The following is an 18,135-nucleotide window of genomic DNA, read 5'->3' as shown; positions in this document are numbered from 1 at the left end:
CCGGCTCAGCCCAGGTCAGGGATGCGCCAGTCGATCGGGGCATGGCCCTGAGCGGCGATCGCCGCGTTGATCTGGGTGAAGGGCCGGGAGCCGAAGAACTTCTTCGCCGACAGCGGTGAGGGGTGCGCGCCCTGCACCACGGCATGCCGCTCCTCGTCGATCAGCGGCAGCTTCTTCTTGGCGTAATTCCCCCACAGCACAAAGACGGCCGGGTCGGGCCGGGAGGCCACCGCGCGGATCACCGCGTCGGTCACCTTCTCCCACCCCTTGCCCTTGTGCGAATTGGCCTCGGCCTCGCGGACCGTGAGGACCGCGTTCAGCAGCAGAACACCCTGCTGGGCCCAGGGCATGAGATAGCCGTTGTCCGGGACCGGGTGGCCCAGCTCCTCCTTCATCTCCTTGTAGATGTTCCGCAGCGACGGCGGCGTCTTCACCCCGGGCTGCACGGAGAAGCACAGGCCGTGGCCCTGCCCCGCGCCGTGATACGGGTCCTGGCCGAGGATGAGCACCTTCACCTGGTCGTAGGGCGTCGCCTCCAGCGCCGCGAAGACCTGCTCGCGGGGCGGGTAGACCGGGCCGTCGGCCCGCTCCTGCTCGACGAAGTCGGTCAGCTCCTTGAAGTAGGGCTTCTCCAACTCGTCGCCGAGTACCCCGCGCCAGGACTCGGGCAGCATGTCGGTCACCACGTCAACAACCTCCGGTGTGTGTTGCGTTCTCCGTCACAAAACCTACCGGCGACCACTGACAACGCCGTCCGCGGGCCGATTTCCCGGGCCCGGAGCGCGCCACCGCCCCGCTCAGGCGGTGTCGAGCCGGGCACGCTGGACGGGATCCAGCCGCAGATCCAGCGCCGCCAGACTCTCGTCCAGCTGCCCCACCGAGCTCACGCCGAGCACAGGCACGACCGGTACCGGGCCGCCCATCAGCCAGGCCAGCACCACCTGGTTCACGGTGGCCCCGCACTCCGCCGCGACCTCCGCCAGCACCCGCAGCCGCGCCACCGAGCCGGGATGGTCGTAGCGCTCCGGCAGCGGCCGGTCCGCACGCGAGTAGGCGCCCCCCATCAGTGTCCCGTAGCCGACCGGCGTCAGATCGGGGTGCGCCGCCGCGTAGTCGAGGAGCTCCTCGTCGGTCTCCACCTGGAGGTCGGGCGGCAGGCCCCGGCGCGGCCGCAGATAGGTGTGCCGCTGCTGTACGGCGCGGAAGCCGGGCAGCCCGCGCCCGGCGGCGGTGTGCCGGGCCTCGGCGAGCCGCCAGGTCCGGTGGTTACCGGCCCCGAGCGTGCCCACCACGCCGTCCTGGACGAGTCCGGCCAGCGCCTCGACGGTCTCCTCCAGGGGGATGCCGCGGTCCTCGATATGTGCGTAGTAGAGGTCCACCCGGTCGGTGCCCAGGCGGCGCAGGCTGCCCTGGAGGGCGGCGCGTACGGTCGGCGCGCCCAGGCCCTCGGCATTGGCGGGCCATTCGGGGCCGCGGGCCGGGTCGGGCCGGGCGCCGACCTTGGTGGCCAGGACCGTGCGGCCGGCCGCGCCCCGGCTGCGCAGCCAGCGGCCGAGCAGCAGCTCGCTCTCGTCGCCGGTGGCGCCGGGCACCCAGCAGGCGTAGGTGTTCGCGGTGTCGAGGAAGGTGCCGCCGGCCTCGGCGAAGCGGTCCAGGATGGCGAACGAGGTCCGTTCGTCAACCGTGGTGCCGAACGGCAGCGCCCCCAGGCACACGGCGCTGATCCGGGGCCCCTGACCGCCGCCGAGTATGCGGTAGTGCATGGCGTGTCTCCCTCTCTTCTGGCAGTCCGCCGACGCGGGTGGTGCCGGCCCCCTGGGGACCGGCACCACGGACTCTGCCTCTTGGAGCGCACACCAAGGCAAGGCCCTCAGGGCCCCGCCCGGCCGTCGGACCCCGGCGTTCAGACCCCGGCGTTGAGGAACAGACCGCCGTCGACGACCAGCGTCTGGCCGGTGATCCAGCCCGAGGCGTCGGACAGCAGGAAGGCCGCGGCCCCGCCGATGTCCTCCGGGACGCCGAGCCGCGCCATCGGGTAGGCGGCCGCCGCCTCCTCCTCGCGGTTCTCGTACAGCGCTGCCGCGAACTTGGTCTTGATCACCGCGGGCGCGATGGAGTTGACCCGTACCACCGGGGCGAACTCGTGGGCGAGCTGCAGCGTCAGGTTCACCATCGCGGCCTTGCTCATCCCGTACGCACCGATGAAGGGCGAGGGTGCGAGGCCGGCGATCGAGGCGATGTTGACGATCGCGCCGCCGTTGTCCTTCTGCCATGCGTGCCAGGTGCGCTGCGCGAAGCCGAGCGCCGAGACGACGTTGGTCTCGAACACCTTGCGCGCGACGCCCAGGTCGAGGTCGGCGATGGGGCCGAACACCGGGTTCGTACCGGCGTTGTTGACGAGGTAGTCGACCCGGCCGAAGGCCTCCATCGCCCGCTCGACGGCGACGGCCTGGTGGGCCTCGTCGTGCGCCTTGCCGGCGACGCCGATCACCCGGTCCGCGCCCAGCTTCTCGGCGGCCTCCTTGAGGGCTTCCTCGTTGCGGCCGGTGATGACGACCCGGTCGCCGCGGGCGACCAGGGCCTCGGCGATGCCGTAGCCGATGCCGCGGCTGGCGCCGGTGACCAGCGCCACCTTGCCGGTGAGCTCGGGGAGCCCGCTGTCCTGCTCGGTCATGTCTGGTACTCCTGGAGTCGGTGGGGCGGTCAGTTGAGCGGGCCGCCGGCGACGTACATGACCTGGCCGGAGACGAAGCCGGCCGCCTCGCCGGTGAAGAAGGCGATGGCGTTGGCGATGTCCTCGGGGCGGCCGACGCGCTGCACCGGGATCTGGGTGGCGGCCGCGGCCTGGAACTCCTCGAAGCCCATGCCCACGCGCTCGGCGGTGGCGGCGGTCATGTCGGTGACGATGAAGCCGGGGGCGACGGCGTTGGCGGTGACGCCGAACTTGCCGAGCTCGATGGCGAGGGTCTTGGTGAAGCCCTGCAGACCGGCCTTGGCGGCCGAGTAGTTGACCTGGCCGCGGTTGCCGAGCGCCGAGCTGGAGGAGAGGTTGACGATCCGGCCGAACTTGGCGTCCACCATGTGCTTCTGGCAGGCGCGGGACATCAGGAACGCACCCCGCAGATGCACGTTCATGACCGTGTCCCAGTCACTTTCGCTCATCTTGAACAGCAGGTTGTCGCGGAGCACACCGGCGTTGTTGACGAGGACGGTCGGCGCGCCGAGCTCGGAGGCGATCCGGGTGACCGCCGCCTCCACCTGCTCCGCGTCCGAGACGTCACAGCCGACCGCGATGGCCGTGCCGCCGGCCGCGGTGATCTTCTCGACGGTGTCCTTGCACGCCGCCTCGTCGAGGTCGAGTACGGCGACGGCGCGGCCCTCGGCGGCCAGGCGTACGGCGGTGGCCGCGCCGATACCGCGGGCCGCGCCCGTCACAATGGCGACGCGCTGCTCGGTGGTGGACATGCGGGTTCTCCTCACCCTCGAAACCTCGACAAGCGGTCCGCCGCACCGATCCCGTGGGTGAGCAACCGCTTAGTAGCCTGAGCAGGGCTGACGCTAGAAGCCCGGCAACCCGCTGTCAACGCCCCACCACCGCGCGGTCGCCGACCTCACCTGCGGTGCGCGCCGGAACTGGCGCGATCGCATCGCACGAAGGGGCGCCCGTCCACGGCCGACGGCCAGGACGGGCGCCCCTTCGGCCGGTCGGGTCCCGGCCTCAGCGCACCAGCAGTTCCAGCAACCGCTCCGCCTCCGCGGCGGGATCGGCGGTCAGACCGGTGTGTACCGGTCCCGGCTGGACGATGGTGCTGCGCGGCGCGATCAGCCAGCGGAACCGGCGCCCCGCGTCGTCCCCCGCGGCCTGTCCGGCCCGTTCGCCGCCCTCGCAGATGCCCTCCACGGCGCCGAGCGCGGCCCGTACGCCGGCCACGTCGACCGTCGGGTCCAGGGCCAGCAGCCGGGCCTCGTCCAGATACGTCCTGGCCTCGACGAAGCGGCGGGCGTGGCAGTACACGACCACACCGGCATTGATCATCTCGCCGCGCTCGACCCGGGGCACGACCTTCAGCAGGGCGTACTCGAAGACATCGCGCCCGTTGTGCAGACCGGTCACTTCACTGCCCTCCGCGGCGGCTTGCCCGCCAGCCACTGCGGTGCCTGCGAAGGCTTGTCCTTGGTGGGCTCACCGATGGTGATCTGGTCACTGATCGTCCGGGCGCGGGCCAGCAGCGTGTTCACATACGCCTGGCGCAGCGTGTCCGGCGAGTCGAAGCCGGGCTCGTCGGCCAGCCATTCATCCGGGACCTCGGCCGCGATCTCGGTCAGCAGCTCCTCCGTGATCAGCGGCGCGAACTCCTCGGCCGCCGCCGCGAGATCCGGCCCGAAGGTGGCGAGCACATGGTCGGAGGCGTTGTACGGCCTGACCGAGGCCTTCTCCGCACTCGGCCAGTTGTGGTGCCAGATCATCGCTGCGCCATGGTCGATCAGCCACAGTTCGCCGTGCCAGACCAGCAGATTGGGGTTGCGCCAGGACCGGTCGACGTTGTTGATCAGCGCGTCGAACCACACCACACGGCCCGCCTCACGGGCACCCACCTCGAAGGCGAGCGGGTCGAAGCCCAGCGATCCGGGGAGGTAATCCATCCCGAGATTCAGCCCGCCGCTGGACTTCAGCAACTCCTGGACCTCCTGGTCGGGCTCGCTCAGCCCGATGACGGGGTCGAGCTGCATCTGCACCAGCTCCGGCACCCGCAGCCCGAGCCGACGCCCCAGCAGTCCGCAGATGATCTCGGCGACGAGGGTCTTGCGGCCCTGTCCGGCGCCGGTGAACTTCATGATATAAGTACCGAGATCGTCCGCTTCCACGATTCCCGGGAGCGAGCCGCCCTCACGCAAGGGCGTGACATAGCGGGTCGCGGTGACTTCAGTCAGCATTTTCCCAGGCTATCTAACCCAGTGGCCTTACAAACAACGATTAAATCGAGACGCGCACAAGCTGGGAATTCCGCCGCGATCAGCCCTGGAGAGAATCTGGGGAGTTTCTACCGGCACGGTGGATCCCCCATCCGCTCAAGCAGTCCGTCAATGGCGGTGCGCCCCTTGCTTCCGGCCTCCGGCATGAAGTGAGCATAGTAACCGAGCGTGACAGCCGGCGAGGAGTGCCCGAGCCACCGCGCCACAGCCACCACGGACTCCCCCGCCTCCAGCATGATCGAGGCGTAGGTGTGCCGCAGCGCGTGGAATCCGTCCTTTGGGCGCCGCCTCCCACCGCCACTTCTTCGCCCCCTTGGCCGCGGAGGGATGATGCCGGCCTCGGCCAGCGCCGGTTTCCAGGTGTAGGTGTTCCATGTGTTCACGGCCACGGCGTTACCGAACCGCGCGGTAAGCAGAAAGGAGAACTTCCTCCGCGACCTGTCCGGCCCCGGTTTCTCCCACGGAAGCTCCACCTCCACCGGCGAGAACATGCCGACATGGCGCTTCAGCTCCTCGGCCACCGAGGAGGGCATGTCGGCGGTACGCGTCTTCGCCCCTTTCGGAAGGGCAAAGGACAATTTCCCGTTGATCGCCCGGACTTGACGACGGACGTGCAGCACGCCTCTCGCATAGTCGATGCCCTCCGGACTCTCAATCCGAACACTTCACCCTGACGAAGCCCGCAGCCCAGACCGAGCACGACAGCCACCCGGTTTCGTGGACTGATCACGTCTCGGACTTGGAGCGCCGTCTCCAACGACCACGCCTCTCGGCGCTCCCGCGGCGCCTTGGGCCACCTCACGGACTTCGCATGCAGGATGCCGCGCCGGTAATCGACCGAGGAGACGGTGGACAAGGGCAGACTCCACGGCCGGCCCCGGCGGACCGGGTCCGCGCCCTCGCGGCGCAAGGCGGTGATCAGCCTGCCGAACTGCCGCGGGCTCAGCCGGTGAACGGGGCTATCCAGGACGGCTCCGACGCCGTGATCACACCAGCCACAGCAAGACCATCCAACCCGCGACCAGCAGTTACGGGACAGCCCTTAAAGAGCGTCTTGTCCCGGTGATGGTGTTTGGTTGGGGCGGTTTCTTGCCTGCGACGGCTGGGCGCTGAGGGCGAGCGGCTGCGCCGGACGGGGACGCTGCCATGAGGTTCAGGCTGCTCGGCAGGTTCCATGCGTGGATGGACGATTCTCTGTGGGGCCGGCTCCCGACCGAGGCGCCATCAGAAGTGGACCGCCTTGTTTCCTTCGGGCACAACGTGCAGGCCATCGTGGTGATGCGTGAGCACGCCTGTCTGCCGCAACCCGGTCTCAGAGAGTGCGTCGACCTCCTCAATCGGCGTTTCGCCGCCCTGCGGGAGTAACCGGTAGCGCGCGATGGTGCCGCAATGTTGATCAGATGCCGCGTCAGTTTTGGGTGGAGTCTCGGGTGAGGCGTATGGGGTGACGTGTCGGCACGTTCACCGGGCCGACGGCCCGGCAGGTGCCGAGCCATTCACGGCACGGGCGTGCAGAGCCGCGAAGTGGTCGAGGAACAGGCCGTGAACGAACATGTAGCCGCCGCCGACCCGGCGGAGCAGGATACGGTCGCTCGCGTACTGCAGGAACCGCACCCACCTCAGCGGGATGCGGCTCTGTAGCGCCAGCATCGCCCGCAGGGTGTAGTGGTGCAGCCACGCACGTCCTCCGGTGTGCAACGCCGTCAGAACGAACACGGAAATGCCGCACGTCAGCCCATCGATCAAGCCGAACAGCAACGTCATCCGTGCCCCGAACGCCACTCCTGCCAGGACGCCGATGGCCGTTCCTCCGGGCAGACCGACGGCGACAGCGTTCATCAGAGAGCGGCGCATTCCTTCGTTCGGACTGATGCGGGCCTCTCGAAGCTGCGGCGACACCCCACCGACCACCACGTAGAAGGTGATCGGCAAGACCATGAAGAAGGCCGCAAAGACCACGGTGGTGGTCAGGCCCCACACGTGCATGATGGTCCCAACGATGGCTGAGAGCGCAACGCCCCAGGGCAGGGCCGAGCGCAGTTGCCGGCCGGCGTTCTGCCGCAGGGAGTGCAACGACCAAGAGATGATCTCGGCTGGACGGATCGCTCTGTCGAACGCAAAGACGCAGACCAGCCCCCCGATCGCTGCACCTGTGAGCCAGCCCGTCGACATGCCCGCCACATAGACGTCGTTCCCCAAGCCGAAGAGCCTGGCACCGAGGGTGTTGGCGTGGTCGATTGCGTACCCGGTCGCCAGAGCCATCGCCACCCCGAGGAGAAGAGGGGAGAAACACGCCGTCATGATCCTCAGCAGCGGGCTCGACAACCACACAGGCTGCATCCACTCCACGTGGAACACAGTCTGGTCGTCCTGGCTCATCTGATACGCGAGTTCACCGAGCCAGCGAACGACGCGTTCGTCATCGTAGGTACGGCCGGTCGGCCTGCGGCGCAGCGTGTGCTGGATATAGCTGTCGATCAGGTGTGAACGTCGGTCCGCAACCCGGCCATCGGCCTCCAGTTCCTCTGCGGACAAGCCCCGATAGACCAGGGAGGCCACATTCAGCAGCAGCGGAGAGGACAGCAGTGACAGCAGCTGATCGTCATGCTCAATAGCCGTGTGTAGCCCAGCGAGCTGAGCTCCGGCGCCGGCAAGGTGGGTGAGCACCTGGCTTTGCGTCAGGTCCCGAATCAGGACAGCCCTGTTCAGGCGGAGCCGCGAGCCGATGGCGTCGTAGTCCGCGACCCGCGAGCAGACGACGATTTGCAGTGGGCCGTTCGCGCCAAGGAAGTCATTGATCGCCCTGACGCAGCCATCGCGGCGGTCGACTCTGACCTCGTCGAGACCGTCCAGAAGGGGCAGGATCATCTCGTCGTGGAGCCACTGCCGGGCCAGTTTTCGCGGAACGGTGTACCGGCGATGCAGCTCGTCCTCGAGCCATTGGTCGAGCGGGCTTTCGGACTTCCCCCACGAGGAGAGGTTGAAGACGACGGGCATCGGCTGTTCGCAGTCGGACTGCGCCCGCTGAAGCAGCTCCGCGGCTGTCTCAAGCAATAACGTCGTCTTGCCGGACCCGGGCATGCCAAGGATCAGCAGGGAGCCTCCGGACTGGTCGAAAACATCGATGGCGGATGTTCCCGGCGGAAGTGCACGCGGCCGGTCCGGATCGTCATACACCACTACGTTCCACGGGCGCTCGACGGCGTCCGAGCGGGTCTCCAGCCCCAGCTCGAGCCTCGTCACCACCTCCAGTGACTGGTTCAGGACCCCGTCGATCCAAAAGTCCCGCTGGCGCTGGAGCATCAGTCTCCGGTGCTGCTGCTGAACCGGAGCAACGGGTGCGGGATCCTCCTGCGGCTCGATCCATGCCTGCCATGCCGCGACCCCGAGACACAGCAGTGCCGTGATGCTGAAGGCGGCCCAGGCGAGCGCGGAGTTCTTCACCAGCCAGTCCGGCAGTTGATCGGGCACGAGCTCGGTGGCAACCCCCGAGCTGGCACTGGCGCAAGCCAGCGCAATCGCAGCTACAACCCTCGTCCTGCGCGCGGCCACGACAGGCCTACCTGGTGTCCGGCATGTCGAACATCCCCCAGAAGGTACGGTGTCGGGGAGCGGATAGGCATGAGCGACTTCCGATGCCGCCGCGCCAACTTCTACACTTGTATCTCTCGCACTTACAGAGCGTCAATTCCCCAAAGGTGTGACGCCATGGCCATTCGGCGCGATCCGTTTAGCCCGTGCACGGCGATCCCCACGCCACCCGCTGCCGCCGTCGGTGAGCTGTGTCGGAAGCTCGACCGGGACAACGCGTGCATCCTGCCCGGAGAATGGGCTCAGTCGCTGCTGTTGTCCCGGAATCCCCGCTCGCTCTCGGACTGGGACGCGTTCCAGCAGAGCTGGTCCCGAATGCCGCTCGACGGCTTCATGAACGATGGTGGCCGCTACCGGCGCCGCCGATTCTCAACACTGCGCGCATGCGCCTCCAGTTACACGTTCAATGTCAATCCACCCCAGGCCCACTATCAGCATCTCCAGCACAACTGGTTGAACGGCGGATTCCCCCGTTTCTTCGCTCCGGTCCGTGACGAGATCTTGTACAGCCAGACGATGAACGGCCTGTTGGAGCTGGGAGCCGAGGTGTTCGGCCATCTGTCCCCCGACGACGACTGGCATGTCGAGGTCCACCAGTTCCGCATCACGGCGGAGGGCACCGCGAGCGCCTCACCGACCCCGGAGGGCCGGCACCGTGACGGGGTCAGATTCGTGATGATGGTCCTGGTGCGGCGGGAGAACGTCAGCGGCGGGACGACGATCCTTTACGACCTGGACGATCAGCGCCAGGCCGAGGTGACACTGGGGGATCCGCTGGATCTGGTGCTCGTCAACGACGAGCGTGTCCGGCACGAAGTCACCCCGCTGGCCCAGGCCGATCCTCACCTGCCCGGCCTGCGCGACGTGCTGGTAGTGACGTTCAGTTCCGGATGACAATCTGCTCCAACTGCGGCGCGGCCACCCGGATGTGGTCCTCGAATCGAGGCTCGGCAGCGGCCGATCCGCGAGACCGCCGAGCGGCTGCGTGAGCAGATCATCGAGCTCAGCGGCCAACTCGACGCCGCCGAATGCACCCTGGAGCAGCTGGAGATCACCCACGCGACCGTGCTGGAGCCGGCTGCCGAGGACGGCACCCCCACCCCAGAGCGGCTGCCGTCCGGATACCGCGGGATCCTCGCCCTGTTCGAGGAAGCCGCGAGCGGACTCCTCGTCAAGGACGTCTGCCAGGCACTGGACACCGGGCTGGAGCCACGGCACATCGAGAGTACGCGCGCCAAGCTGGAACGCTTGGTCCGCCGCGGCATCCTCACCGAGCCCGAGCCCGGCCTATTCACCCTCACCAAGCACACACCGGGCACGCCAGAGGCTAACCCGAGCTGAAAAACCGGGGTCCATGGAACGCCCTGTAATAAGGAAGTTGAAGTTTTCAGTGAAGACTTGGTGAGCCCGGTTGGCTTCATCGCGAGTTGCGTATCCCGCGTTCGGTATGGGCACCACCGAGCCCGCCGCTTTGCGTCGTAGGCAGGCGGGGCCTTGGTCCGGAGGCCCCGCCTCCTCGGGTCCAGGCCGGTCAGAAGCGCACTGTGCGGTCCCGGGTGACCGTCGGGACTGCGATTACGGCATCGAACGCCTCAGGGACCGGGGTGCTCAGATGGGAGCTCTGGAACCGGATCCCGTTGAGTAATGGTGCTCCCTGGGCGTCGCGCGGTGTGTGGCGCAGGTCGGTCAAGGTGATCCGGTCGGCGAGTCCGGCGTCGGTGAGGGCGGCCTCGACGCCGCCGGGCTCGGCAGGCTCAAGGTGGGCTTCGGTGAGGGTGAACCCCACCGCGGCGCTCTGGTCGGGGTACATTTCCGGCACATGGTCCGCGGTGTGGACGAGGGCCACGGTGCGGTAGTCCTGGCCGAGCATCCGCTGCAGGTGCTGGCCCATCGGGAGCGTGGTGAGTCCGCCGGCGTACTCCAAAGAAAACGCTGTCTTGTGGATGTGGTTGTTGTGTGCCGCGAGGACGATCCGGGTCCCCGGTTCGGTGTGGCTCAGGTGCCAGCGTACGGATTCGGCCATGTAGACCTCGCGTACCGACAGGTCCGCTGTCAGGCCCCGGCCGGACAGCAGGGCGTTCATCGCCTGGAACATGTAGTCGGTGTGGCAAGCCGCTTCCACTCGGCGCCGGGCGATGTCGAAGCGGCTCTGGCTGCTGCGGGAGACGTAGAGCGGTTCGGCGGCGCGCAGCCGCAGCAACAGCCGCGCCAGTACGGCAGTCAGTTCGTTCTGCTCGGCGGCCGGAAGGCCGGCCCAAGCAGGCCCTGCCGCAGCGCCGGAGCCGCAGCCCTTGAAGAACCGGTCGCTCACCTCCAGGACCGTATCGCCGAGGCGGAGCGCGTCGGGGTCGACCTCGCGCAAGTAGTCGGCCACCGGCTCCAGGGCAGGCCGTAGCGCCCCGCCGGCCTCGGGGACGTCGATGCCGGCGAAACGCAACGGGTGCTTCCTGGTGCGGTTGTGGTGGCGGAGCCAGTGCATGAGGTCCGCGGCGCCTCACTCGGCGGCGGCCCGGCTCACTGACGTCAGGTCGCCGTCGTCCCCCTCGCCTTGCAGCCACCGGTCGAGCGGGAAGGCTTCGCTGAAGCCGAACTCCATGGCAAAGACGGTGAATCCGCAGCGTTCGGCGAGAAAGCGCAGCACCCGCTGGCGTGCGCGGGAGAACTCTTCGACGAAGTGGGCGCCCTCGCCGATCGCGACAACGCGGGCATCGCCGATGATCTCCCGGAGCCCTTCGAGGTCGTCGAGGGGCTGCTGCGGATCAAGGGTGGTCAGGGGGGTGGAGTGTTCGCGAAACCAATCGGCGAGCACGGTCCGGGCTGAAGGCTTGACAGGCACAGCTGTAGCTCATTTCTCGGCTTGGAGTTCAGGACACAGCGGCTCGTCCGCATGCGGCGGACAAGCGACGTGACGATGCGCAGACGCAACCGGCGCCGGGCCACTGGGCCAACGGCGCGCCGCATCTGTCGACGAACCCCGTCAGAGAAAGTTGCTGAAGATTGCCGTGATCGAAAACTAGCACCGAGTGCCGCACACGCGTACGCGAATAATTCGGCGCTTGATCGCGAGGCGGGTGGTGCCCTTGGAGAGCTTATGCGAATTGATTCCTGTTACGGGGGTTGGTGTTGGGCCGAGCCCGCTGACTGAGGTTCGGTGCCGGGTTACGGGCGCGGCTGGGTGAACAGGCCAGCCCCGGTCTCGGTGAGTTCGGCCGGCTGACCAGCCGAGCACTCCCCTTCCAAGTGGCGAAAAGCACCCATCAAGCTATATAGCGCCCTCTCACGACAGCGTGCCGTGAGCGGGTTGCGTGTCAGACCAGTTCCGTGTGACGGCTCGCAGCTCGCCTCGTCGTACGGAACGCAGGGGACCTTCCGGGGCAACTACGCCAGGGGTATGGACCGGATCGCGGAGATATCGAACTGCAGCCGAACTTTCTCGCTCACCATGGCGCCGCCCGCTTCCAGGCGTTGGTTGTAGACCAAGCCCCAATCGGTGCGGTCGATGGTGGTGGTGGCGTCAAAGCCGGCCCGCTCATAGCCGAACGGGTCCAAGACCGAGCCGAGGTAGTCGAGTTGTAGCTCGACCGGCCGGGTGATGCCGCGGATAGTCAGATCCCCTGTCATACGGAAGCTCTCTGCGCCCTCGTGGATCGTGGAGGTGCTGCGGAACACCATCTCCGGGTAGCGGCGCGCGTCGAAGAAGTCGGTGCCGATGAGGTGTGCGTCCCGCTGTTCTACGCCCGTGTCGACGCTGGCGACCCGAATGACGAGTTCGGCCCGGGATTGGGAGGGCCGAGCTCCGTCGAAATACAGCGTGCTGTCGTAATCGGCGAAAGCACCCCGCACCGTCGTGACCATCGCGTGCCGCACGGAGAAGCCGATGCGACTGTGCGGGCGGTCGATGGTCCATTGCCCGGTCAGCGCACGAAGTGCGGGGTCGAGCGCGACTCCGGTGGCGTCGGCCGCCGGGAAAGGCGTACGGGGGCCAACAGCCTGCGTCTGCTCGATAGTCGCGCTCTGGCGACGGCTGAAGATACCCATGCGGTCGTAGCCTCCCTCGAATCGGATTACTCCGTGCTATCACGGCATAGACAGGCGCTACACGGCGAGATGGGCAGCCTCGTCCGGATTCCATGCCCTCGACTGCAAAGATGCACAGGATCGACACGAATACGGATGCACTGACGGACAGTCCATGATCCGCAGGATGTCCTCCCAGCGCCGCTCGATCCTCACGAGGTCGCTCCGGCCGCGGGCCGCGTCCTGGAAGGCGCCGTAGTCGGCGGTGCGGTCGGCTCACCCCCGCCCGGACCCGCCGGGGGTTCAGGAACCTCCGCCCGAACTTGCCCTGTCCGGCCCCTCGCACCGAAACCCAACCGGCCCGGTCCCGGCAGGCATGGAGACCGCACACCCCCACCGACCACGCCGCCGTCCTCGCCGAGGTGGTCAAGGGCGTGACCGCCGGTGTGCTGTCCGCCGAAACCGGAGTCCGGATGCTCATGGACGTCGGTACCCAATCGACGACGCCCAAGCGGAGATCGAGCGAATCCAGGCCCGCGCCTTCGACAGCGCCGCACGCCTCGCGGACGCCACTGGGGACAACGCCGCGGTGCGTGACTATCTCGGGCTGCCCGAAGCGCAGCCCGAGATACCAGCTGCACCGCTCTTGGACGCCAGGCACTGAGCGGTGATCGAACTCGCCACGGCAGCCTCCCGCGGCATGGCGTGGGTATCGCAGGGCGAGTTGGATCATGCGAGGTTGCAAACACCTCAGCCCACAAAACTCCTCCACAGCGGATTGGAGACGATGGTGCCTGCCGCGCCGATGATCCAGGACAGTAGAACCGGTGACACCGATACGCGCAGGTGTCGACCTCCACGGACTTCCAATCCTGCGCCCGACGGTCACGCTCCAAGCGGGCGCGGTTACGTCTTCGTCCGTCATGTTTCTTCCCCTCATGAGGGGAGGGCCAGGTCCGGCGGGCACTTGAGTGGGCCCGGCCGCTGAGACCAGTCAGAGCGGTGCCCACCATCTCCGGGCCAGGCAGACGAACAGAGTCGCAAGTCGCCGGACACACCGGCCAAGGCGCCGAACAAGCCCGCGAAGGTGACTGCCTGGCGGCATGTATCGCGGATCAGGCCGAGCGGGGGGCGGCGAAAGGTGCGATGCGCGGTTCGGCGAGCTGCTGGTAATCCTTCGCCGAGATGTCCAGCGACTGGTCGAGACGTGCGGCTTGAAGTAGAGCTCAGGCTGGGCGATGACCTCCGGGTCGGCGACGAGATCAAGCTGAGGGTCAAAGCTGAACGGCAGAACCGTGCCGGGGACGGCATGGCCAGACGTTCAGCACTGGCGGCATCGCTGACGCCGACGTAGCGGGCTGCGAACAATGCGCGGACAGCGTCGAGGCCGACGCGCCGGTCCCCCGGCACGACGGCGAGTACGTGACGGGTGGTGCGGCGGTCGAGCTTGGCCCTGAGAATCAGGCACTTGGCCGCCTGGGAGACGGGATGTCCACGTAGCGCGCTGACGGCCTCGGTGACGCCCTCGGGCTCGTGGCCGATGAGCCGCTACGCAATCGCGGTGCGATCAAGCAGGGACATCAGGCGCTGGTAGGTACCGTGGTCGGGCATGTGCTGCTCTCTTTCGACTCTGTCATGGAGTGACGGTGGGCACGTTCGATGGCCTGGCCCCAATACGTCCCAGCGACCATCAGCCCCGCGCCGAGCGCCGCGAGTGCGGTCAGCCGCTCGCCTCCGAGGACGATTCCGACGGCGACCGCCCAGACGGGTTCGGTACCCAGGACGAGACTGGCTCTGCTCGCGGAGGTGCGCTGGATGGCCCAGGTCTGGGCAAGGAAGGCGAACACGCTGCAGAACAGGGCGAGATAAACCAACTGGGACCAAGTGCCAGCGGTGGCGTGAGCCAGAATCGGCAGACCGCCCGCGGCGGACGGTGCGAGGCACAGCATCGTCCCGACGACGGTCTGCACAGTCGTCAGCTGCAGCGGCCGAAGTGCACGACCCGCGGTGAGCCGTCCGACCAAGGCCACGTGGCCGGCCCGGACCACAGCAGCGGCCAGCATCAGGCCGTCGCCTATCCCGGGAGCGTGCAGACCGTGTCCCGAAGTGAGCAGGCCGATGGCTACTACGCACACGCCGGCAGCGAGGAAGAACCGCGGCGGCACCCTGCTGCGGCCGCCCGAGCGGTCCAGCAGCGGGGTGATCACCAGGGTCAGGCTGATGAGCAGCCCCGCGTTTGCAGCGCTGGTCTGCGCCACGCCATACATCTCCAGCACCAGGACCGCCGTCTGGGTCAGGCCCAGAACCGATCCGATGCGGACCTCCTCCGGCGTCCAGCGGCCCCGCCGTCGGCGCGCGGTGGCCAGGACGAGGACGATGCTCGCCACTGCCGACAGCAGGTAGCGCATGAAGAGCACCACCAGGATCGGGGCGGCGTCCGCAGCTGTCTTCGCCGTCAGATAGCTGGAACCCCAGACCAAAGCGACCATCAGGAGCACCAGATCGGTGCGGCGTGTGTCGGGCATGCGTTCTACGGTCTCCGACCGGAACAATGAAGCCAAGGGCCACTTTCTCAACCAGATCTTTAGTAGCACTAAAGTATTGGCGTGGATGAGAGACAACTACGGGTCCTGCGTGAGCTGGGCGAGCTGGGCAGCGTCACGGCCGCGGCCGAGGCGCTGATGGTTACCCCCTCGGCGATCTCTCAGCAGCTGCGGCTGCTGCAGCGCTCGGTCCCGGTCCCGCTCACCGAGCGCGAGGGCCGGCGACTCGTGCTCACCCCCGCCGGACGGGCTCTGGCCGACGCCGCGATCGAGGTCGAGACCGCCCTGGCCCGAGCCCACCACAGCGTTGAGGAGTTCCTCGGCCAAACCGACGCCCTGGTGTCAGTGGCGGCCTTCCACAGCGCCGCCGCAGCCTTCCTGCCCCGCCTGCTACAGGCCCTGGCCGCACCCGGCTCCCCTCAGCTCGCGTTCGCCGACGAGGACGTCGCCCAGGGCGACTTCCCGCCCCTGACCCGCGAGTACGACATCGTCCTCGCTCATCGGCTCGACCATGCCGCGCCATGGCCGCGGACCGTGTCCGCCACCGCCCTACTGCACGAACCCCTCGACGTCGCGCTGCCCTCCGGCCACCCCCTGACCGCCAAGACACAGCTGACCCCCCGCGACGTGGCCGACGAGCCCTGGATCACCGTCCACGACGGCTTCCCGCTCATGGCCACCATCGAGGCCATCGCCGCCGCGGCCGGCCGCCGACTTCACCTCGCCCACCGCATCAACGAATTCTCCGTGGTCGCCGACGTCGTGGCGGCCGGCGCCGGAATCGCCCTGATGCCACGCTGGACCGCCCGCCCGCACCCTGAGGTGACCCTCAGACCGCTGGCCGGCGTCCACGCAAGGCGCCACATCGACGCACTCCACCGCCCCGAACGTACCGCGCGCACAGCCGTCCAGACGGTCCTCACCGAGCTGCAACACGCCGCAGCGGCCATCAGCAGCCAAGCCCCGACGACAAAGTGACGCGCTGGCTCCGAGCCCGTGGCGTCCGCAGCCCCGAGGAACTCGCGGCGACGGCGGTCGGTGCCGCCAAGCAGCAGCACACCGCAGTACCCGGCGAAGCGGTCATCGCACAGCTGGTGCGGACCCTTGCCGAGGACGTACGGGTGCTGAACGAGAAGGTCGCGGCGATCGACCGGCTCATCGAGGACCGCTTCCGAGCCCACGACCGTGCAGAGGTCATCACGAGCATGCCGGGCATCGGACCGCTCCTCGGTGCAGAGTTCCTCGCAGGGGTCGGCAGCGGCATCGCCTTCTTCGCGACCCCGGACCGGCTTGCTGCTTTTGCCGGACTAGCGCCGGCACCGTACGACTCAGGAAATGAGCGGCAACCTCCACCGGCCCCGGCATTACCACCGCGGTCTCCAGCGCGTCTTCTACATATCCGCCCTGATGAACATCCGCTACGACCCCAATTCGCGAATCTTCTACGAACCCAAGCGGAGCGAAGGCAAGCGACACGTCCAAGCTGTCCTCGCCCTCGCCCGCCGCCGCGTCAACGTCCTTTGGGCCCTGATCCGTGACCGGCGCCTATACGAGGTCATACCACCGCCGGTCACGGCGTCGCCGTGACCGTTGGCCCGCGCTGGGCGGAGCCGGGAAGGCCCGTGACATCCTTTGGCAGTGCTATTGAGCGATCACGCAGGCAGTGTCGAACTCCACCCGCTGCGCTATCAATTCCCCGCAGCCCAGGGCGACCGTTACGACGACAACTGGCTAGTCATCGGCGGCACAGTGACAACTCCCGAGGGCAGCTGGTCCTTTACAGATCCGTGTCTGCTGACCGATGAGGCGCGCGAGGTGGCCGACTGGCTGCGAGCGGTGGCATCGGGGAAGGTGGCTGTGAACAGACCTGACGCCGAAGGCGAGTTGTCTCCGGACACATGGTTCGTCGAGCCGGTCCTGGCCTTTAGCCTCGCCGACCACAGTGAGGGTGGAGCGGCAATTCGCGTTCACCTGTCCTTGGAAGCGGCACCCCCATGGCGGCAGGGTGATGGCGGAGGGGACATTTACCAGTACGTCGTGGAGGTGCGGCAGGATAAGGCTGCCCTCCTTCACGCAGCTGACCAGTGGGATCTTGCTCTCGCTTCCTTCCCGACCCGCTGATCAACGCCAGCCCTGCCCGGACGCGGTTCACTGGAGCTCAGCACAGGCTCAGCGGCTTGACTTCTCCATTGGGAAACCACTTCAGTGCTCAGACACTGGCGTCCTGCGCATATGCGGCAAGAGGGGTCGAGCAGGCTGTCATGCGGATCCGCCCGGCCCCCGCCGTCCGGCGGCCGCTTTGAGCAAGCAGGCGCGCAGGCCGCGCAGGGCGGGCGACGCTGAGCTTTTCGACGATCAGCCTCCAGGGCGTTGGTCGTGGTGGCAAGCTCGCGTGGTTGCCTCAATAGGAGTTCGACCGTCCTCCGGCACGTGGTCAAAGCCGGTGCCGTCCTCTGAGAAGCCTTCCACCTACCGGTCAGCGCAGTTGTCTGATGCAACAGGGTTCTGGATCGGGTGATCGTGCGGGGCCGGGGCATGCGAGGAGGGCCCCTTGGTAGCTCGGGGTTGCGAAGCCAATCGAGCGCCAAGGAGGCCCTGTTGCTGAAGTCTTGCGTGAGCCTGCCCACCGCGTCCAACTCCCGCGTGTCGCTGTGCGGTTGTCTCGCGCACAGATTCGGCAACGCCGCGGACCACCCGGACCGGATCCCGTGCTACGGCTCCGACATCACGGAAGCGGAGTGGCAGGTCGTCCGGGCGGTGTTGCCGCTGCCGGCATGGCTGGAGGGGCGGGGTGGCTGGCCGGAGGGGTACTGCCACCGTGTCATGCTCGACGCGGTCCGCCATGTCGTGGACAACGGAGTCAAGTGGGCCAACCTGCCCGCGGACTTCCCGCCGTATCGGCGCGTGCATGCTTTCGCCCGCCGCAGGCAGGTGACGGGTCTGCTCGCCGAGCTCCACAACCGGCTGCGTGGCAAGGTCCAGGAGAAGGAAGGCCGCTCACCGGACCGAC

17 protein-coding genes and 3 pseudogenes are annotated in these 18,135 nt (G+C 67.9%); 7 read left to right on the top strand and 13 right to left on the bottom strand.

Annotated features, from left to right (window positions below):
• Positions 1–5: 5 nt before the first annotated feature.
• The 8 genes and pseudogenes from DY245_RS43775 to DY245_RS47415 all read right to left on the bottom strand — a co-directional run.
• Positions 6–674 (bottom strand): uracil-DNA glycosylase, encoded by a 669-nt coding sequence (locus tag DY245_RS43775; protein WP_128512722.1) that lies wholly within the window; start codon positions 672–674, stop codon positions 6–8.
• 123 nt (positions 675–797) lie between these two features.
• Positions 798–1,763 carry an aldo/keto reductase gene (locus DY245_RS43770; RefSeq protein WP_128512688.1) on the bottom strand — a complete coding sequence of 322 codons (966 nt, stop codon included), beginning with the start codon at positions 1,761–1,763 and terminating at the stop codon, positions 798–800.
• A gap of 140 nt (positions 1,764–1,903) precedes the next feature.
• Complete coding sequence (locus DY245_RS43765) at positions 1,904–2,674, bottom strand: SDR family oxidoreductase (protein ID WP_128512687.1); 771 nt, start codon at positions 2,672–2,674, stop codon at positions 1,904–1,906.
• Between the two features lie 29 nt (positions 2,675–2,703).
• Positions 2,704–3,465: a 3-oxoacyl-ACP reductase FabG gene (gene fabG, locus DY245_RS43760; RefSeq protein ID WP_128512686.1), complete on the bottom strand. Its 762-nt coding sequence runs from the start codon at positions 3,463–3,465 to the stop codon at positions 2,704–2,706.
• A gap of 253 nt (positions 3,466–3,718) precedes the next feature.
• A complete protein-coding gene (locus DY245_RS43755) occupies positions 3,719–4,114 on the bottom strand; it encodes a DUF3037 domain-containing protein (protein ID WP_128512685.1) in 396 nt (131 codons plus the stop codon).
• Entirely contained in the window at positions 4,111–4,935 is an 825-nt protein-coding gene (locus DY245_RS43750) for a HipA family kinase (protein ID WP_128512684.1), read from the bottom strand. The genes DY245_RS43755 and DY245_RS43750 overlap by 4 nt, the downstream gene beginning before the upstream one ends.
• A gap of 107 nt (positions 4,936–5,042) precedes the next feature.
• Positions 5,043–5,594, bottom strand: a complete 552-nt coding sequence (locus DY245_RS47420; RefSeq protein ID WP_244943651.1) for a tyrosine-type recombinase/integrase — start codon at positions 5,592–5,594, stop codon at positions 5,043–5,045.
• 233 nt (positions 5,595–5,827) lie between these two features.
• A pseudogene (locus DY245_RS47415) lies at positions 5,828–5,973 on the bottom strand (IS5/IS1182 family transposase); the annotation flags it as partial.
• A gap of 183 nt (positions 5,974–6,156) precedes the next feature.
• Between DY245_RS47415 and DY245_RS43735 the strand changes: the two are divergent.
• Positions 6,157–6,339 carry a hypothetical protein gene (locus DY245_RS43735; RefSeq protein WP_128512683.1) on the top strand — a complete coding sequence of 61 codons (183 nt, stop codon included), beginning with the start codon at positions 6,157–6,159 and terminating at the stop codon, positions 6,337–6,339.
• 96 nt (positions 6,340–6,435) lie between these two features.
• Here DY245_RS43735 and DY245_RS43730 read toward each other — a convergent pair whose 3' ends face one another.
• Complete coding sequence (locus DY245_RS43730) at positions 6,436–8,445, bottom strand: NACHT domain-containing protein (RefSeq protein WP_128512682.1); 2,010 nt, start codon at positions 8,443–8,445, stop codon at positions 6,436–6,438.
• A 237-nt stretch (positions 8,446–8,682) separates the two neighbouring features.
• Between DY245_RS43730 and DY245_RS43725 the strand changes: the two genes are divergently transcribed.
• Both DY245_RS43725 and DY245_RS43720 read left to right on the top strand, forming a co-directional pair.
• Entirely contained in the window at positions 8,683–9,459 is a 777-nt protein-coding gene (locus tag DY245_RS43725; RefSeq protein ID WP_181924123.1) for a 2OG-Fe dioxygenase family protein, read from the top strand.
• Between the two features lie 171 nt (positions 9,460–9,630).
• Positions 9,631–9,906: a hypothetical protein gene (locus tag DY245_RS43720; RefSeq protein ID WP_244943650.1), complete on the top strand. Its 276-nt coding sequence runs from the start codon at positions 9,631–9,633 to the stop codon at positions 9,904–9,906.
• 190 nt (positions 9,907–10,096) lie between these two features.
• Here DY245_RS43720 and DY245_RS43715 read toward each other — a convergent pair whose 3' ends face one another.
• From DY245_RS43715 to DY245_RS43700, 4 genes are all read right to left on the bottom strand, one after another.
• Positions 10,097–11,044 carry an erythromycin esterase family protein gene (locus DY245_RS43715; protein ID WP_244943649.1) on the bottom strand — a complete coding sequence of 316 codons (948 nt, stop codon included), beginning with the start codon at positions 11,042–11,044 and terminating at the stop codon, positions 10,097–10,099.
• A gap of 15 nt (positions 11,045–11,059) precedes the next feature.
• Entirely contained in the window at positions 11,060–11,374 is a 315-nt protein-coding gene (locus tag DY245_RS47410; protein WP_244943648.1) for a hypothetical protein, read from the bottom strand.
• Between the two features lie 569 nt (positions 11,375–11,943).
• Entirely contained in the window at positions 11,944–12,603 is a 660-nt protein-coding gene (locus DY245_RS43710; protein ID WP_128512679.1) for a YceI family protein, read from the bottom strand.
• A 1,559-nt stretch (positions 12,604–14,162) separates the two neighbouring features.
• Entirely contained in the window at positions 14,163–15,107 is a 945-nt protein-coding gene (locus DY245_RS43700; RefSeq protein ID WP_128512678.1) for a DMT family transporter, read from the bottom strand.
• A gap of 81 nt (positions 15,108–15,188) precedes the next feature.
• On the opposite strand from DY245_RS43700, the gene DY245_RS43695 reads away from it, so the two are divergent.
• The 4 genes and pseudogenes from DY245_RS43695 to DY245_RS47400 form a co-directional block, all read left to right on the top strand.
• On the top strand, positions 15,189–16,103 hold the full coding sequence (locus tag DY245_RS43695) for a LysR family transcriptional regulator (RefSeq protein ID WP_128512677.1): 915 nt from the start codon (positions 15,189–15,191) through the stop codon (positions 16,101–16,103).
• Positions 16,052–16,712 (top strand): annotated as a pseudogene (locus tag DY245_RS43690) (transposase); the annotation flags it as partial. The gene DY245_RS43695 and the pseudogene DY245_RS43690, both read left to right, overlap by 52 nt.
• A gap of 51 nt (positions 16,713–16,763) precedes the next feature.
• Positions 16,764–17,246 carry a WapI family immunity protein gene (locus DY245_RS43685; RefSeq protein ID WP_128512675.1) on the top strand — a complete coding sequence of 161 codons (483 nt, stop codon included), beginning with the start codon at positions 16,764–16,766 and terminating at the stop codon, positions 17,244–17,246.
• Between the two features lie 414 nt (positions 17,247–17,660).
• A pseudogene (locus DY245_RS47400) lies at positions 17,661–18,023 on the top strand (transposase); the annotation flags it as partial.
• Positions 18,024–18,135 lie beyond the last annotated feature (112 nt).

This window comes from Streptomyces inhibens, assembly GCF_003389455.1.
Classification (GTDB): Bacteria; Actinomycetota; Actinomycetes; order Streptomycetales; family Streptomycetaceae; genus Streptomyces; species Streptomyces inhibens.
The sequence above is the reverse complement of the archived record's forward strand: the minus strand, read 5'-3'. Positions and strand labels throughout refer to the sequence as shown.

Bases quoted from the DNA above. Each gene is read 5' to 3' on its own strand.
- DY245_RS43775 (WP_128512722.1), bottom strand. From the start codon at position 674: ATGCTGCCCGAGTCCTGGCGCGGGGTACTCGGCGACGAGTTGGAGAAG.
- DY245_RS43770 (WP_128512688.1), bottom strand. From the start codon at position 1,763: ATGCACTACCGCATACTCGGCGGCGGTCAGGGGCCCCGGATCAGCGCC.
- DY245_RS43765 (WP_128512687.1), bottom strand. From the start codon at position 2,674: ATGACCGAGCAGGACAGCGGGCTCCCCGAGCTCACCGGCAAGGTGGCG.
- fabG (WP_128512686.1), bottom strand. From the start codon at position 3,465: ATGTCCACCACCGAGCAGCGCGTCGCCATTGTGACGGGCGCGGCCCGC.
- DY245_RS43750 (WP_128512684.1), bottom strand. From the start codon at position 4,935: ATGCTGACTGAAGTCACCGCGACCCGCTATGTCACGCCCTTGCGTGAG.
- DY245_RS43735 (WP_128512683.1), top strand. From the start codon at position 6,157: ATGGACGATTCTCTGTGGGGCCGGCTCCCGACCGAGGCGCCATCAGAA.
- DY245_RS43725 (WP_181924123.1), top strand. From the start codon at position 8,683: ATGGCCATTCGGCGCGATCCGTTTAGCCCGTGCACGGCGATCCCCACG.
- DY245_RS43715 (WP_244943649.1), bottom strand. From the start codon at position 11,044: ATGCACTGGCTCCGCCACCACAACCGCACCAGGAAGCACCCGTTGCGT.
- DY245_RS43710 (WP_128512679.1), bottom strand. From the start codon at position 12,603: ATGGGTATCTTCAGCCGTCGCCAGAGCGCGACTATCGAGCAGACGCAG.
- DY245_RS43700 (WP_128512678.1), bottom strand. From the start codon at position 15,107: ATGCCCGACACACGCCGCACCGATCTGGTGCTCCTGATGGTCGCTTTG.